The following is a 16,964-nucleotide window of genomic DNA, read 5'->3' as shown; positions in this document are numbered from 1 at the left end:
AGCCATTTATATGCGGAAGTGGCTCAGCGGTAGAGCATCGCCTTGCCAAGGCGAGGGTCGCGGGTTCGATTCCCGTCTTCCGCTCCAATTTTACACATCCAAAACACCTTGCAATGCAGGGTGTTTTTTTGTTATGAATAAGACATTAATAATGATGAGGGGTTAGAGATGCGCAAATTAGTATTTTTTGTAGGCGGTGCAGGAGCAGGCAAGACGACATTGGCAAAAGCGCTGGCAAAGAGGCGCAGTGTGGCCATTATTGATATGGATACGGTGCTTAGACCGGCAGCTGTTGCGCTTATGACGCAGGCAGGTCTTGATCCGAATGACCGGGATTCAAGTTTCTATAAAAAACTGTGCCGCGATTTAGGCTATCGCATTACGATGGATGCTGCACTTGAGAATATTGCTAATGACGGCGATATATTTGTAATCGGGCCCTTCACGAAAGAAACAGAGACCCCGGACTGGATTGAGCAGGAGCTCTTCGCAATCGGGGCCTCTTTATCAGACGTTGAGGTAAAGGTCGTATTCGTTTATCTCCGTGACGACAAGGTGCATTATGAACGAATTGTGCAAAGGGGATCTATACTCGATCAGTATAAGCTGGACAACTGGAGCGAGTTTAGTCCGTCTTTAGTGAGGAGAGAGCTGAAATGGAACATTCCAGCATCCTCAGTGCTTTATTTTGACAACTCCACGCCTCTAAACGAGCAGTCTTTAGCATCTCTGGATCAATTCGTGTATGGTGGAGACGCGTTCTAATAGCACGAACATAACAGTAGTTGAGTACCGTATGAGCATTAAAGCTTATTAGCCGTTAGTTGTTCGAAAAGCTCCTTCGTTCTGGCGGCGTCTTTCTCATTAAAAATAACGGTTAAGCCGTCAAGCTGCATGGTAATGTACGGCGGTGAGTTTTTAAATACATATAGCTTGGCAGTACCCAGCTTCTCTAAGGAAAAGTTGCCACGTGCATATTCGGCTGTCGCTGTGCCATTTGTTCTAAATCCGCTTGGGAGCGTTTCTTCAAGCGCAATTCCCTTAACATCACTTAAATTAAAGCTGTAATCGTATAAAGGATAATCGATGGACACAATACCGTCCTCTTTAATAGTTAGAGTAGGAGCTGTATTGTCAGATTGCACAATAAAAGCAGTCAAAGGAATGACGATTACAAGGACAAGCACGATGCCGCCGTATTGAATCCATTTTCCGGTCCGGGTTGCCATATTGACCGTTGTTCCAATTCCAACACGCTTAGGAACCATGATCGTCTGATCATCAGGGTTGTAGTAAGTAGAGCCATTAATCCAGTAGTGGTCGTCATCGGCTACAATACTTTGGCCGTCTGTTTCGGCAAGGCTTTCTTCAACCGCCTGTATCTTGTTATGTACAAAAAAGATGCTGCATAGCGGCAAGAGGGATACCATGACAATACCAATCATCCACTGCGTAAAGCTCAGCGAGCTCCCCTGTGTTAAAATCATATAAGCAACAAAAGCATTAATGCTCTCAAAAACAGCAAGGCTAGGCCAAAGCATGGACCAATAACGACGTGCTGCGCGGTTAATAGCGGCGTTGATGTCGTGGTTTTTGCTGTACACCTTCGTCTTCATTTTGCCAAAGGCAATGTAAATGATGTATAAGATCGCAGTCATCGCGAGTGAGGCAATGCCGGTCATTTTTAAGAGAACGTCGCTGTTAAACAAGGAAACGATAATAGGGACGACAGATAAAAGTGCGGGAAATAGGAACCAATAAGGAGAAACAAGCACCGATTTTTTGAGCTGCGTTACTTTGGTATCGATGCGGATCACTCGTTTTTCTCCGACAAACCATTGTTTATCCCGTTTGAGCACAGCGGCTTTATGATGGATTTTGTTGAAAGGAAGTTTGGATGTATACAAAAAAATTGCAAACCAAAGCAGCATGTAAGTAAAGGCTAATGAAAAGTATTTATCGAGCAGGAAAAAAGGTACTAAGGTTATTAACGTAATGCCAGCATACACAAAATATGATTTTTTATATTTTTCTTGAAGCTGCTTCATTTCTGCATCCTCGAAGGCATGTGCAGGAAATGTTACACCAAACAATATATGATTGCTTGGTACGGCTTGCTTCAAAAACATAACAAGAATAGTGATGTAGGCAATAGCTGCTGGAGCGATTAAAATAATATTGTTCATGAAAGGTCTCCTATTCTGGCAGGGGATGATTTTTGCTCATTGCGGCTTTAAAGATGTTCGAGCAAATGTGCATAAATTGTTCTTGGTCGATACCTTTAAGACTAGCCTCAGAAATAACAAGCTTTAATTCATACTCCAGCTTTTGGCTAAAATCGGCTTGCTTGCTCCATTCGGTGCGTACCTTGGCCCCATGACGGCGATCAATAGATATGTATCCCTCGTTTTTGAGAAGGGCATAGGCTTTGTTTACGGTCATGGCATTTACCCCTAAATCATCGGCGAGCTGTCTTACCGTTGGCAATTTCTCCCCATAATTGAGTCCGCCTACGCCAATTCCGATGACAATTTGGTTGCGGAGCTGGACGTAGATCGGTATATCACTGTTGTAGTCGAGCGTCATAATCATCGGATCACCCCTAGCAATAAAGTATCATTTGTATTAGAGATGTTAATACAGATTATACAAAATGTCAAAATGCAGCTGAATCATTTGGACAGGCAGTCCTTGGCATGGCTATAATAAACAGAAGAAGACTTTCCTCATTTCATAAAAATATAATAAGCGATTAGCCAATAAATCTATTTTTCAAGGAGAGACGATTATGATCAGATTCGGCGTTATCGGTACAAACTGGATTACGGAGTCATTTATTTCTGCGGCGAGCGAGGTCGAAGATTTCAAACTAGCTGCTGTCTATTCGCGTTCGATAGAAACAGCGAGTACATTTGCGGAAAAACATAGTATTGCTGCTACATTTACGGATATCGAAGAGATGGCGGCAAGTGGACAAATTGATGCGGTATACATTGCTAGTCCAAACTCATTTCATGCCGCTCATGCGATTGCTTGCATGAAGCATGGCATTCATGTGCTCTGCGAGAAGCCGATCGCTTCGAATGCGCATGAGCTGCGCCAGATGATTGCGGCTGCAAAGGAAAACGGCGTGCTGCTCATGGAGGCGTTAAAGTCGACGATGCTGCCAGGGTTTAAGGCTGTACAAGACAACATTGACAAGCTTGGAACGATACGGCGTTATTTTGCGAGCTATTGCCAGTATTCGTCTAGGTACGATGCCTATAAGGCGGGTACGGTGCTTAATGCTTTTAACCCTGTATTCTCAAACGGGGCGCTTATGGATCTTGGCATTTATTGCGTCTACCCACTTGTAGCCTTATTTGGCAAGCCGGATGTAATTAAAGCGACTGGTGTCATGCTGGACTCTGGCGTGGATGGGGAAGGAAGCATCGTTCTTCAGTATGAGAGCATGGATGCGGTCATCATGTATTCCAAAATTACACATTCATCGCTGCCATCTGAGATTCAAGGGGAGAACGGCAGTATCGTAATCGACAAGATCAGTGAAATAGGGAAGGTTGAAATCCAATACCGCAACGGGACAAGCGAAAATATTTCGCAGCCTTCAAATAGCAAGTCGATGTACTATGAAGCGAAGGAATTTATCGAGCTGATTAAAGCTGGCCGTACGGAGTCATCCATTAACACGTTTGCAAATTCACTCGTGACGCTGGAGATTATGGATGAGGCAAGAAAGCAGATTGGACTCGTCTACCCTGCGGATGCTATAGAAACGAAATAATATAACAGGAGCGGCGTGCAGCCGCTTCTTTTTTTATATCCTTATTCGTGACTAATTGCCTATTTTTCACATCAGCCGTTGACAAAAGAATTTAATAATGTCATTATGATAATATCAAATCGAAAAAATGAAACAGATCGGAGTGCAGCAGCAATGGTCGAAAATGAATCCAATTACGCAGCAGATCATTACCGATCACCTGATGGCGCACCAGCAGATATCGTCATTTTTACGATCGTAACGACAGAAAGGCAAACGCCTAAGAAGGCGCTGCCTACGAGGGAGCTGCAGGTGCTGCTGATTAAGCGGAACATATGGCCCTTCGAAGGGCAGTGGGCGCTGCCAGGAGGCTTTACGATGGAAAATGAGACGGTATATGACTGTGCTATACGCGAGCTGCAAGAAGAGACAGCGGTTGAGGACGTGCATATCGAATATTTTAACGTGTATAGCACGCCTGGCCGTGATCCAAGGGGCTGGATTATCTCGCATGCATTTCTAGCTCTCGTTAACGAATGTACACTTGAGAAAAGAGCTGCGGCTGTGGATGCATCGGATGTTCAATTGTTTACAGTCGAAGAAGCGCTTCAAATGGATTTGGCATTTGACCATAAGCAAATCTTGACCGACGCGCTGCAAGAGATTCGCAAGAAAATGCTGACTACGAAGATAGCGAAGGAGTTTCTGCCAGAGGAGTTTACGCTTAGTGAGCTGTATCAGGTAATAAAAACGGTTGTTCCTGACTTTGAGGAGAAAAATTTCATTCGCAAATTGACTTCAACGAAAAGTCGCAGCACGATTATTGAGGAGGCGACGGATACGAATGGAAATCCGAAGCAATCCAATCAATATTCGCAGCGAGCAGCGCAATTGTATCTTTTTACAAAGGAAGAGCCAAGATTGTCTATTTATAGCTGAACGCTTACGAGGAGAGTGAAATCATGCTGAAGTTTAATGGAGTAGAGCTTGGGTTAAAACAGTTTCCGAATGGGGAGACGCTCATAAATGGCGATGAAATTCTTACGCATATGGCGGAATTCAATACGATCGTATGGAAATATGAGAATGATGGCGATCTGGTTAAGCTGATGTTCATCAAGAGCTATCTCGATGATCGGCGCGTTAAATGTACGTTGACCATTTATTATTTGCCGTACAGCCGAATGGATCGAGTCGAAGGTACTTCTGCCTTTACGTTAAAATATACAGCTGCCTTTATCAATAACATGAACTTTGAGTCGGTTACGATTATCGAGCCGCATTCCGATGTATCGCTGGCGCTGATCGATCGCAGTATCGGCAAATATCCAACGATTCAGCTGCTTGAGCAAGTCGCGAACGAAGTAGGTTTTGATTCGGAGATGGACTATCTTTTTTTCCCTGATGCAGGGGCGCAGAAACGTTACAGCAAGGTTCAAGGCTACCAGCAGCTGGTAGGTTACAAAGCGAGAGATTTTCAGACCGGCCAAATCAAGAGTCTGGATGTCGTTGGACATACCCCGAGTGAGGGCTTTAAGGCCATCATTGTTGATGATCTTTGTTCGTATGGCGGCACGTTTATGCTTAGCGCAGAGAAGCTGAAGGCACTTGGAGCCACGCATATTTATTTGCTGGTAGGACACTGCGAGCATTCGATCTACAAAGGGAAAATATTAGAAACGGATCTTATTGATAAGGTGTACACGACCGATACCATACTTCATCAAGCAGAGCATGACAAAATTCACATATTCGCAATGGGAGGCCTATAAGATGACGCAAACATTTGTTTATCCAGCTACGCTGCTATGTGACTTTTACAAGGTGAGCCATAAAAATCAGTATCCAAAAGGAACGGAGCTCGTTTACTCGACGTGGACCGCTCGCACTAGCCGACTAGATGATATTAACGAGGTTGTCGCTTTTGGCTTCCAATCGTTTATCAAACAATATCTCATCGATTATTTTAATGAGCACTTCTTTGCAAGAACAAAGGCAGAGGTAGCGCATGAGTACAAGAGGCTCATTCAATATGCGCTTGGAGAAGCGAATCCCGATGCATCGCATATTGAGGAGCTGCACGATCTTGGATATTTGCCGATCAAGATTAAGGCGATTAAAGAAGGTGCATTAGTACCGATAAGAGTACCAATGCTGACTATTGAGAACACGAAGCCGGAATTTTTCTGGCTGACGAACTATTTGGAGACGTTGATGTCGTGCCAGCTGTGGATGCCGGCTACGAGCGCTACGCTAGCTTTTGAATATCGCAAAATTTTAGAAGCCTATGCGCTGCAGACAAACGGCGATACAGCAGGCGTACCGTTCCAAGGCCACGACTTCTCGATGCGCGGCATGGGTGCGCTTGAATCGGCGCTCGGCAGCAGCGCAGGCCATCTCCTATCGTTCACGGGAACAGATACGATACCAGCGATATTGTATTTGGAAAACTATTATAATGCGAATATAGAAAAAGAATTGGTAGGTACGTCGATTCCGGCAACCGAGCACAGCGTTATGTGCGCGCACGGACGTGACGAGATGGCATCGTACCGCTATTTGATCAAAGAGGTATACCCAAATGGCTTTGTCTCGATCGTATCGGATACTTGGGATTTATGGAGTGTGCTGGACGTGGTCATTCGCGGCTTGAAGGATGATATTATGAGCAGGGACGGCAAGGTGGTCATTCGTCCCGACAGCGGAGATCCGGTCAAAATCATTTGCGGCGACCCGGATGGTGAGAGTGAATTCGAGCGCAAAGGCGTTATTGAAATACTCTGGGATATTTTTGGCGGCACGGTTACGGAGAAGGGGTATAAGCAGCTAGATAGCCACATCGGGGCGATCTATGGAGATGCGATTACGATTTCGCGCTGCAAGGAAATTTGCGAGAAGCTGGCAGCGAAAGGTTTTGCATCGACGAATATGGTGTATGGGATCGGATCGTTCACTTACCAGTACAATACGCGGGATACATTCGGCTTCGCATTAAAATCGACGTTTACCATTGTGAATGGCGAGGAGCGCAAAATCTATAAGGATCCCAAAACAGATAATGGCGTGAAGAAGTCGCAGACAGGTCTTGTCCTCGTTACGGAGCAGGACGGGAAACTTGCTTATACCGACAATCTTAGCGTAGCGGAATATGAAGCTCGTAAAGCAGAGGATCAGCTCGAAGTAGTGTTTGAGGATGGGAAGCTAGTTCGCGATTTGACGCTGACTGAGGTGCGCGCGAACTTATTGGCTCATTTATAAGTTTTTATCCGTGAAAATAAGATGCTCCTTCGAGCATCTTATTTTTGGTTTATTATAAATGTGTTGACAGAAGTTGGGTGATCAGATTATTATGATGTAAATCAAATGAAAGGAGGTCGATGACAATGTTCGTGCTAAATTTTGAACGTAATCATGCAACTAAATATAGCAAGTCCATTTCATCGGCCTCTTCGGGGCCTGTGACTATTTTCTAAAATCTTGTATGCTGCAAGCTGCAACGATTGGGAAATAAAGGCGCAAGATTAAGCCATGGACTTTTTGGGGTCCATGGCTTTTTTGTGTTCATTTGAATTTTGAGGAGATTATCGGATATGAAAGAAACGTATTATCAGCAAGTAAAGCTGCCTTCGGGGCAGGTGCATGTTTATGCAGGACCAGAGCTATTCGCGTCCTTGGATTATAAAGTGTTTGAAATGGCGAACAACAACTTACAAATACCGAATCAAGTATATATGAGCTATACGCCTGATGTGCATGTTGGCGTGGGAACCTGTATCGGTACAACAGCGGTATGGAATGCGAGTGATGGCTACGTATCTCCTTCCATCGTAGGCAGCGATATTGGATGCGGGATGCGCGTACAGCTTACAAATTTGCATAAGGATGATTTGAAGGAAGTAAAGCTGCGGCGGAGGCTGGTTAAGGCTATTGAGAAATATATGCCAGTCGAGGAGCATGCAAGAGGTTACTTCTCCGATATTAGACTTGAGAATATCGTGAAGAAGGGCTTGCACGGCTTGCCAAAAAAATATATTCCTGATGCCTACACGCCGCGCAAAGCTACCTCCTTGACCCATGTGGAGAGCAGCCGTTTTGATTTTGACGAAGAGGTGCTGGAGAAGTTTCCGGAAGCTGTCTGGCATCGCGCGCATCGCCAGCTTGGCACACTTGGCGGCGGCAATCATTTTGTAGAAATTCAAGCGATTGAAATTGCCGAGGAAAACAGAGAAATTGCCGAAGCATGGGGGCTGTTCGACGGCCAAGTGATCATTATGATTCATTCCGGCTCGCGGGCTTGGGGCGGTGCGGTTAGTCAATATTGCAGCACGGACATTGCCAAAATGATGCGTCAGGAAGGCATAGGCACCGCTGATCCTAAGCTGCTATATGCGCCGTTATCCCATCCGCTCGGACAAACGTATGTCAACCTCATGTACTCGGCCTTAAATTATGCGGTCGTGAATCGCCACTTGATTGCTTATGCTGTCAGGGAGGCTGGCAAGGATGTATTCGGCTCCAAATTTGAGCTGCGCACGCTGTATGATCTCATGCATAACTACGCATGGGAGGAAGAGCAGGATGAGCAATCGTTTTTCGTGCATCGGAAGGGTGCAACAAGAGCGCTGCCGGCAGGACATCCGGATAACCCTGAGCCTTACCTTTGCACGGGGCATCCGGCGCTTATACCAGGATCGATGGGCACTGCCTCGTATATTATGGTCGGAAGTGCTGCAGGAAAAGCGAATCATTATTCCATCTGTCATGGCGCAGGACGAATCAGGTCACGGAACGCAACAAAGCAGCTCGTATCGGTAGAAGAGGTCGCTATTGCAATGCGTGTAGGCACGGATGATGAAATCGTCGTAAACCAGCGCTCTATGGAATCGCTGGTCGATGAATCACCGCAGGCATACAAGGATGTAGATCAAATCATTGAGAGTGTAGTCGGTGCGGGGCTTGCGCAGGTCGTAGCGAAATGCAAACCGTTAGCTGCTGTCAAAGGAACGTAAATAAAGGAAAAGAAGGGGGACGAGGAGAATGTTTAACCAATATCTAGAAGTACAGCTAGTTAACGTAAATGATGAACGGCACAATTCTTTTAATCGAAGCAAAGAGAATAGCTCCACTCCTCGGACCCGTTGTTTGGTATTTGAAGGGAAGCGTGTACTGACCTCGTGTTAGCTGCATTGCTGACTATTCTTTTTCCTAGACTATGGACGATCTTGTCCATGGTCTTTTTTTTTTGCAAGAAGAAGCTGAGTAAAGGAGTGTCTAGAATGACCAACATACATGAAAATATTTTGCTGGAGCTGGGTAAAATCGAGCGGGAGGAACAGGTTCGCATCGTTTATGCGTGTGAATCAGGAAGTAGGGCGTGGGGGTTTCCTTCTAAGGATAGCGATTACGATGTTCGATTTATTTATGTCAGGCCGGTGGAATGGTATTTATCGATATTTGACAAAAGAGATGTAATCGAACGCCCTATTAGCGATCTGCTCGATATAAACGGCTGGGATTTGCGCAAAGCGCTTAATCTGTTTCGCAAGTCGAATCCGCCGCTGCTCGAATGGCTGCAATCACCGATTCCATACTTTACGAAATACTCAGTAGCCAAACAAATCCGCAGCGCCTCTCCGTTATCTTTCTCGCCGAAGTCATGCATGTACCATTATCTCCATATGGCTAAAGGGAACTACCGAGAGTATCTGCAAGGCGAGCAAGTGAAAATAAAAAAGTATTTTTATGTGTTAAGGCCGATTCTTGCTTGCGGCTGGATTGCGAAGTACAACTCGATGCCTCCAATCGAATTTGATCGTTTAGTAGAGGCGCTTATTCCTGAGCAGAGCGAGCTGAGGGCTACGGTTGAACAATTGCTGCGCAGGAAAAAAGCGGGCGACGAGCTCGATTATGAGCCTAGGCTTCAAGTTATTAATACCTATTTGGAGGAGCGAATGGTTCATTTTGAACAAATCGCATTGGCAATGGGTCAAGGGGGAACTGCGCAGGACAATCAGCTTGATGACTTGTTCCGCAGCGCATTACAAGAGGTTTGGGATTAAATAGTGTTGCTTTTAATTGATAAGTAAGGGGAAGTTAAGGATGGCTATCGTGCAAGTGAAATCGACGAACCCAAGCTTTTCGTTCGTCATTAGAAAAAACCCGGGGTCAGGCATGCTGCTGCGCGCTGTTCGCAAAGGAATGGCCTACGGCTGGTATACCGATGAAGCAACCTTCAACGTTTATTTTAAGGATGCTGACAATGAGGTTTCATACAAGCAGCATAGGCAGGACCAATTTGAGTACCTCAATGTATCGCGATATAATACGCCGCTCTTTGTACTGGGAGCGATCAATGAATTTTTTGCAGCGCCGCTCAAAGCGCAGCATTCGAGTGACACGGAGCAATACGAGCATACCTTCCATATCAATATGATTCATATTGAGCTCTTGCGATATATTCATTTTTTTGAGAAACATCTTACCGACTATACATTTGAAGCTGTACACCTGGCGCATAAGAGCTATTCGCTTACCATTAAGACGCATAAATCGTTATATGAGCTTATGCATGTCGTTAGTGTGCTTTGTCTCTTCCTTTCGATGTTCAGCGACGAATACATCGATATTTCTGATGATGTGTTGATTAAATATGTGAAGAGTATTCAAATTATCGACGCGCCCTTTTATATACGAAGCTTGTTTGCCCGCAATTTTCTAGCTTCAAGAGACCGGTTCAAGAAATATAAAGAAGAGCTGGAGAAAACAGATCGTTATGCGGTTCAACTCTCCTTCGGCGGGACGGCTCAGCAGCGGAGAAGCTATATCGGAAGCGTGCTTCCGTTCAATAAGGCCATTCTCGATGTAGGGTGTGGAGAAGGTTTCTATGCGATTCCATTTGCGTCCAAGATTGAAGACAGCTACTACGCGGTTGATATCCATGAGCCGCTGCTAGAGGTGGTAGAGCGGAAAGCGAAAGCAAAGGAACTGGACAACATCGCTACCTTTTCTTCCATTGAACACTTTCTAGAGGCCTATAACGGCGAGCAGGTGGATGTCATTTTGACCGAGGTTATTGAGCATATGAGCCTAAATGAGGCAGCTGTTCTGATACGGAAAATATGCGAACATGTTGATTTTGATTATTTTGTGCTGACAACACCGAATGCAGAGTTTAATGCTTATTATGAGCTGGAAGACTTCCGGCATGATGACCATAAATGGGAGCTTGGGCGAGCGGAATTTCAAGAGTGGCTGCTCGAAACGATTAAAGATCAATCCGTGGAAAGCCAATTTGTCGCAATCGGCGATGGAGTGAACGGTATACAAACGACGCAGGGTGCGATTTTGCGGAAGAGGAGAGAGTAGCGTCAATGGAAATGAGAACGAGAGTCCATACGATTTTTATGATGATTGGCACGACGGAATGCGGGAAAACAACCTTTGCAAACGAAGTGCTGATGCCGCAGCTGCGATTTAGGGATGACAGCAAGGGCATGAATGCGAACGTGCAATATATTTCATCCGATAGCATTAGACAGGAGCTTCTAGGCTCTGATTATGATAAATATGATCAAATCATGCTTGAAGCGAGCGATCAGGCTTTCCGCCTTTTGTTCGAGAAGCTGCGGCTGGTCACTACTTTCCCCATTAATGCGGAATTTGTTGTCGTGGATACAACAGGGTTGTCGGAGGATTTCCGGGCGAGAGTGAGGGAGGTTGCAAAGGAAAACAACTACAACCTTGAAGTCGTGCTGTTTGATTACAAGAAGCGGGATGATTATTATTCATCGGAGCGTTCGAAGAAGCTGATAACGAGCCACATTAATCGTTTGCGCAAGGATGTGCTTGGTTCGCTCTCGAGGGAGAAATACAGCAAAGTTCACAAGGTGCGGGCTAAAGATTTTTATTCCCCTATGGATAAGGTTGCGAATCCGGATTATAAAGTTATAGTCGAGGATGCTGCTGAGTATTTGGATGTTTTTTTACCGCTGGACCAGAAGACGATTATCGTCGGTGACGTTCACGAATGTGTGGATGAGCTGAAGGCTTTGCTCGTTAGCCATGGGTTTCAACTAGAGGGCAATGTACTGGTTGAGACAGGAAAGGTCAGCGGTACAAAAGTATTGCTCGTTGGTGACTGGATCGATAAGGGAAGCCGCACAAAGGAAATCATTGATTTCCTATATACGAATCAGGATAAGTTTTTGTTTGTGCTTGGCAATCATGAAAACTTTGTCCATAAATATATGCGCGGTGAAATTAAAGGTGTGGAAGAGGAGCTGCTGCATGCCTACTTCGATTCAACGGAGGTACTGAGAGGCGATGATGAGCTGCTTCAGAAGTTTAATCATCTCGTATCGTTGTCGAAGCCTCTCTACAGAATGGTAGGAAAAGCAGGACCATCCTTTTATGTGACTCACGCGCCATGCGAGAACAAATATATAGGCAAGCTGGATGTGAATTCGGTCCGTCATCAGCGCAATTTTAGACTCGACCGATCGGCGCCGATTGAAGCACAGCTTGCTTTTCTGAAGCGGGATGCAGCAGGAAACCAGCCGTATCATGTTTTTGGGCATGTGGCTGCTAAACAAGCATTTCGGATCAGAAATAAAATCCATTTGGATTCAGGCGCAGTTCACGGAAATCTGCTGACCTCGGTTTCTCTGTCGATGAAGCCGACTTTCAAATCACAGAAATCGTCAATAGCCGGCATGGAAGGCGAGCTTCCTGCTCTCTTCAAAGAGGAACGCAAAGTATCGCTGCAGGAGCTGGATGATGATGAAGCCCGCAGATTGCAGTATTGCTCGCGCAATAAAATTAACTTTATCTCAGGAACCATGTCTCCTGCAGATAAGGATGAAGCGGCGGGGGAGCTGGAATCGCTGAGGAAAGGGCTGAACTATTTTGTGGAGCGCGGTGTTAAAGAGGTCGTGCTGCAGCCCAAATACATGGGATCACGCTGCAATGTTTATTTGCATGCAGATATCGAGCAATGTTTTGCAGTGAGCCGCAATGGGTACAAAATAAATAAGGTTGACCTGACCGCTGTTTATGAGCGACTGCTGCAAAGATTCGGACGCTACATGAAGGAAAATGATATATCGATGCTCCTGCTCGATGGCGAGCTTTTGCCATGGGAGGCGCTGGGAGAAGGTCTCATTGAAAAGCAGTTTAAGCCAATTGAGAAGGGGCTTGAGACAGAGCTTGCTTTCCTGAAGGCGAATGGATTCGAGGAAGCGTTCGGAAAGCTTGCGTATGATTTCAAGGAAAGCGGTTTTGAAAAGGATCAGTTTCACCTTAGCAAAGGGGCTATTAATGAGAAATATGGCCTAGCCGTCTATCAAAACTTTAAGCATGTTCATTCTGTTCTTGAGAAAAATAGGCCAATTGACGAGCATATCCAAGCATATGAAACGTATAAGAGGCAGCTGGAGCTGTATGCCGAGGCAGGGGAACTTGAATACAAGCCATTTTCGCTGCTCAAAATCGTATACGTAGACGGAAGCGAGCAGCTGCCAGCGTGGAAAACCTCTGAGATGTATCGATTCCTCTCTGACGATCCATTCCTCACGCTTGTGCTGTCTGATGCGGAGAGCTATGAGCTTGCAGAAAAATATTTCTACACGCTAACGGTAGACAATCATATGGAAGGTGTCGTGATTAAGCCCGAGATGCTTCAGCCGTACACGGTTCCCTATATGAAAGTGCGCAATAAGGAATACATGTCTATTATTTACGGTTATGATTATAGATTTCCGCACAAGTACAATAAGCTCATCAAGCAAAAAAATATTACGCAAAAGCTTCGTACATCATTTAACGAGTACCGGCTAGGACAGCATATGCTGGCGATTCCTTTTGCTGAAATTGCCCCAGAAAACGATGGATATCAAGCGGCTGTTGCGAATCTTTTGTTTGAAGTTGCCAAAGAGAAGGAAATCGATCCTAGATTGTAAAACATCAATATACCATACCTCCCAAAATGGGAGGTTTTTCTACATCATTCGACCTATTATGAAATTGGTTATGGTATATATCGGAATAATATGGAATACTGGTATATGTAAAAAGTCCTAGTAAAAAGCAAAGTTGTCGAAAGACAATGACGCAAAGCCAACAGGCCTAAAGGAAATTTCCAAAGGTGGCTGGGTTGCCAAAAGGATGAGTGATAACATACCTATATCCTCTCCTTAAAAACTTCAGGTTACCGCCTACGTTATGAATAAGAGGGGATATTTAGCAATGAAACAAATGATTAAACGTTTTAATGGAAATGTTAATGTTGGTAGTTTTAATATTGTTCAAAAGTTAGCCAATTTAGGTTACTGGGAGTTTGACCATATTCGCAGAGAAGCATCCTGGTCGAATCAAATGTTCGAAATATATGGTATGAAATCTGATTTCTCGATGACGATTGAACAATTTTTTGAGTTTGTACATCCCGAAGATCGTCAGCGCGTTAATGAGCAGTTCCACCTTGCCATTGAATCAAAAAAGGAAAGCGTTTCCGAGTACAGAATCGTTCGTCAAGGCGGTGAAGTTAGATATGTGGTGGAAAACATTACGTTCATACGGAATGCTGAAAACGAGATATTGTTGACGATAGGCATGATTCAGGATGTAACGGACAATAAAAAAATACAGCATCGCCTCACACTAGAAGAGCAGCTTTATAAATCGATATTTGAAAACAACCCTGACGCGGTCTTTTCTTTAGATGCACAAGGGCGTTTTTTGTCATGCAATTCTGTGCTCGAGCAAGTGTTTGGATATACGAAAGAGGAAATTATAAATGATAGTTTTCATAAATTTGTAGATGCCGCAGCACTGGATAAAACGATTCAATATTTTGAGCAAACGGTCAAGACGCTGAATCCTCAAAACTATGATACGACAGGCATTACGAGAACAGGGCAAACGGTCGAATTTAATGTGACCAATATTCCAATCATTATTAATAAAAAGCTTATCGGCGTCTACGGCATTGCCAAGGATATTACGCAGCAAAAAATGATTGAGCAATCGTTGACTGAGACCGAATTAAAATACCGCAGTATTGTTGAGCAATCCATTGTAGGTATTTTTGTCGCGCAAAAAAACAACTTCGTTTATTCAAACGATCAGCTCAATAAAATGTTTGGTTATGACTCCTTGATCGGTATGGATATTATACAGACGATCCATCCGTCAGACCGTGAAGCCGTCGTTAATCAGCTAACGAAGTTGCAGGAGGGGCATTCTTTATCTAATTTCTGCCACAGAGCCATTAAACAAGATGGGACGATTATTCATTGCGAAGTGCACTATAATCAAGTGTCAAATATGGGTGAGCAGGCGATCGTTGGCGTAGTCCTTGATGTTACGGATCGGAGCAAGGCTGAGGAATTAAATCAATATTTGGCTTACCACGATTATTTAACGGAGATGCCAAATCGCAGAATGTTTGAAGACCAGCTAGATAAGCAGCTAAGGGTAAGCGAGTATTTTAAGCAAAGGCTGGCGATCATGCTGATTGACGTAGATCGTTTCAAATATGTAAATGATACGCTGGGGCATCCGATTGGGGATGAGCTGCTGAAACAAATCGCCTTCCGATTGATGAGCAATTTACGTGATGGCCAAACCGTATTCCGACTTGGCGGAGACGAATTTGCAATTATTATAGCTGATGTAAAGCAGCAAAACGAAATCAAGGATATGGCAGCTACTATTATTAGGCTTATTAATGAGCAATTTTTGATAGAAGGATATGAGCTGAATGTAACCGCAAGTATTGGAATCAGTCAATCGCCTGGCGATGGGAGCTCGGTGGAGCAGTTGATGAAAAATGCGAATGCGGCTCTTTATCATGCGAAGTCCAGAGGCAGCAACCAATCACAGTGCTATTCCGCTTCTTTAAATGTGCAATCATTCAAATTGTTTTCACTCAGCAATGATTTGCGTAAAGCGCAGGAAAGAGGAGAGCTGTTCCTTCATTATATGCCTCGCGTACATTCGCAAACGATGGAAATTGTTGGTGTTGAAGCACTGCTGCGCTGGAATCATCCGGATTGGGGATTGGTTGCTCCGTCTGAATTTATACCGATCGCAGAGGAAACGGGGCTTATTGTATCGATAGGAGAATGGGTGCTTCGCGAAGCCTGTATACAGCATAAACGGTGGCAGAGCTTAGGCCTGCCTTCGGTTACGCTATCGGTTAACTTTTCGGTGCAGCAGCTTCTTCAGCAAAATATATTGCATACCATCGATCAGATTATCGAGGAGACAGGAATTTCCCAAGATCGATTGGAAATTGAAATAACGGAAAGCTCCTTTATTAGCAATGAGAATGCGGTGACTGAATTGCTGCTGGAGCTGAAGAAAAGAAAAATCAAAGTATCGCTTGATGATTTTGGAACCGGCTATTCCTCTCTTTATTTATTGAAGCGATTGGCACTCGATACGATCAAAATTGATCGGTCATTTATCGAGGAGTTGATGACAGATCGGAGAAATAAGAGCATTATCGAATGCATTATTCAATTGGCTGGCGAGCTGGGCATGCAGGTGGTGGCTGAAGGCGTTGAAACGAAGGAGCAATTCAACTATTTACGCGAGCAGCGATGCGATGAAATCCAAGGTTATTATTTCAGTCGTCCTGTAGAGCCAGACAGCATCGTACAACTATTGAGCAGGAGATCTTGTAAAGAGCCTGCTTTATTTATGCCTAGTAAAGAAGTGCTCGTTAATCGGAGAAAAAGCTTTCGAATCGATTTGAAGCATTGTCTATTGGCAGAGATGACCATTACGATGTTCAAAGGAAGCAGTGTGAAACTTGGGAGTACAGAGGTGTTTGTTCGAAACATCGGACCAGGGGGCCTCCGGTTTATGGTAGGTGTGAAGCTGCCCGTTAACAGCGATATTCTCTTGATGTTCAAGACGAAAATTCTTAATCAAATGTATGTGCTATTCGGATTTATCGTCTGGTACAATGAACTGGGCAAAGACATTTATGAATATGGTGTGCAATTTCAATTAAAAGAAAAGCAGCAGGATGAGCTCGTCAATACGCTTAATTTCCTAGCCATTAAGCAGCGTGATGGCATGCTTCCTCAAACACAAGTGTATGTAGGAGATCCGATACTCCGGATTAAGGAATTGAAAAAACATAATTAAAAAATGAGATGAAAAAAGTATTTTACATTCGGTAAAACCGGGGCGT

General features: G+C 44.4%; 12 protein-coding genes, 1 tRNA gene and 1 riboswitch. Of the genes, 11 read left to right on the top strand and 2 right to left on the bottom strand.

Features of this window, described 5'->3' with window-relative positions; genetic code table 11:
• Positions 1-12 precede the first annotated feature (12 nt).
• Both BK120_RS33025 and BK120_RS33020 read left to right on the top strand, forming a co-directional pair.
• A tRNA-Gly gene (locus tag BK120_RS33025) sits at positions 13-87 on the top strand.
• 81 nt (positions 88-168) lie between these two features.
• Positions 169-765, top strand: a complete 597-nt coding sequence (locus tag BK120_RS33020; protein ID WP_076271713.1) for a P-loop nucleotide/nucleoside kinase family protein — start codon at positions 169-171, stop codon at positions 763-765.
• 38 nt (positions 766-803) lie between these two features.
• Here the strand turns inward: BK120_RS33020 and BK120_RS33015 are convergent, their stop codons facing one another.
• Positions 804-2,186, bottom strand: coding sequence for a DUF5808 domain-containing protein (locus tag BK120_RS33015; protein ID WP_076271712.1), 1,383 nt, complete (start codon positions 2,184-2,186; stop codon positions 804-806).
• A gap of 10 nt (positions 2,187-2,196) precedes the next feature.
• Positions 2,197-2,592 carry a GntR family transcriptional regulator gene (locus BK120_RS33010; protein ID WP_076271711.1) on the bottom strand — a complete coding sequence of 132 codons (396 nt, stop codon included), beginning with the start codon at positions 2,590-2,592 and terminating at the stop codon, positions 2,197-2,199.
• Positions 2,593-2,788: 196 nt separating this feature from the next.
• Between BK120_RS33010 and BK120_RS33005 the strand changes: the two genes are divergently transcribed.
• The 9 genes from BK120_RS33005 (at position 2,789) to BK120_RS32965 (ending at position 16,918) form a co-directional block, all read left to right on the top strand.
• Entirely contained in the window at positions 2,789-3,784 is a 996-nt protein-coding gene (locus tag BK120_RS33005) for a Gfo/Idh/MocA family protein (protein WP_076271710.1), read from the top strand.
• Positions 3,785-3,937: 153 nt separating this feature from the next.
• Positions 3,938-4,702: an NUDIX domain-containing protein gene (locus BK120_RS33000; protein ID WP_076271709.1), complete on the top strand. Its 765-nt coding sequence runs from the start codon at positions 3,938-3,940 to the stop codon at positions 4,700-4,702.
• A gap of 23 nt (positions 4,703-4,725) precedes the next feature.
• A complete protein-coding gene (locus BK120_RS32995; protein ID WP_076271708.1) occupies positions 4,726-5,535 on the top strand; it encodes a ribose-phosphate diphosphokinase in 810 nt (269 codons plus the stop codon).
• Position 5,536: 1 nt separating this feature from the next.
• Entirely contained in the window at positions 5,537-7,021 is a 1,485-nt protein-coding gene (locus BK120_RS32990; protein WP_076271707.1) for a nicotinate phosphoribosyltransferase, read from the top strand.
• 332 nt (positions 7,022-7,353) lie between these two features.
• The gene (locus BK120_RS32985; RefSeq protein ID WP_076271706.1) at positions 7,354-8,772 is read left to right on the top strand and encodes an RtcB family protein; all 1,419 of its coding nucleotides are present in this window, start codon (positions 7,354-7,356) and stop codon (positions 8,770-8,772) included.
• A gap of 267 nt (positions 8,773-9,039) precedes the next feature.
• On the top strand, positions 9,040-9,822 hold the full coding sequence (locus tag BK120_RS32980) for a nucleotidyltransferase domain-containing protein (RefSeq protein ID WP_076271705.1): 783 nt from the start codon (positions 9,040-9,042) through the stop codon (positions 9,820-9,822).
• Between the two features lie 40 nt (positions 9,823-9,862).
• Complete coding sequence (locus BK120_RS32975; RefSeq protein ID WP_076271704.1) at positions 9,863-11,128, top strand: methyltransferase domain-containing protein; 1,266 nt, start codon at positions 9,863-9,865, stop codon at positions 11,126-11,128.
• A 5-nt stretch (positions 11,129-11,133) separates the two neighbouring features.
• Positions 11,134-13,719 carry a metallophosphoesterase gene (locus tag BK120_RS32970; protein WP_076271703.1) on the top strand — a complete coding sequence of 862 codons (2,586 nt, stop codon included), beginning with the start codon at positions 11,134-11,136 and terminating at the stop codon, positions 13,717-13,719.
• A 116-nt stretch (positions 13,720-13,835) separates the two neighbouring features.
• A riboswitch (cyclic di-GMP riboswitch) is annotated at positions 13,836-13,921 on the top strand.
• An 84-nt stretch (positions 13,922-14,005) separates the two neighbouring features.
• Positions 14,006-16,918 carry a sensor domain-containing protein gene (locus BK120_RS32965; RefSeq protein WP_076271702.1) on the top strand — a complete coding sequence of 971 codons (2,913 nt, stop codon included), beginning with the start codon at positions 14,006-14,008 and terminating at the stop codon, positions 16,916-16,918.
• Positions 16,919-16,964: the final 46 nt, after the last annotated feature.

This window comes from Paenibacillus sp. FSL A5-0031 (genome assembly GCF_001956295.1).
Lineage (GTDB): Bacteria > Bacillota > Bacilli > Paenibacillales > Paenibacillaceae > Pristimantibacillus.
Note: the sequence above shows the minus strand (reverse complement) of the source record. Positions and strands in the feature narration are given on the sequence as shown.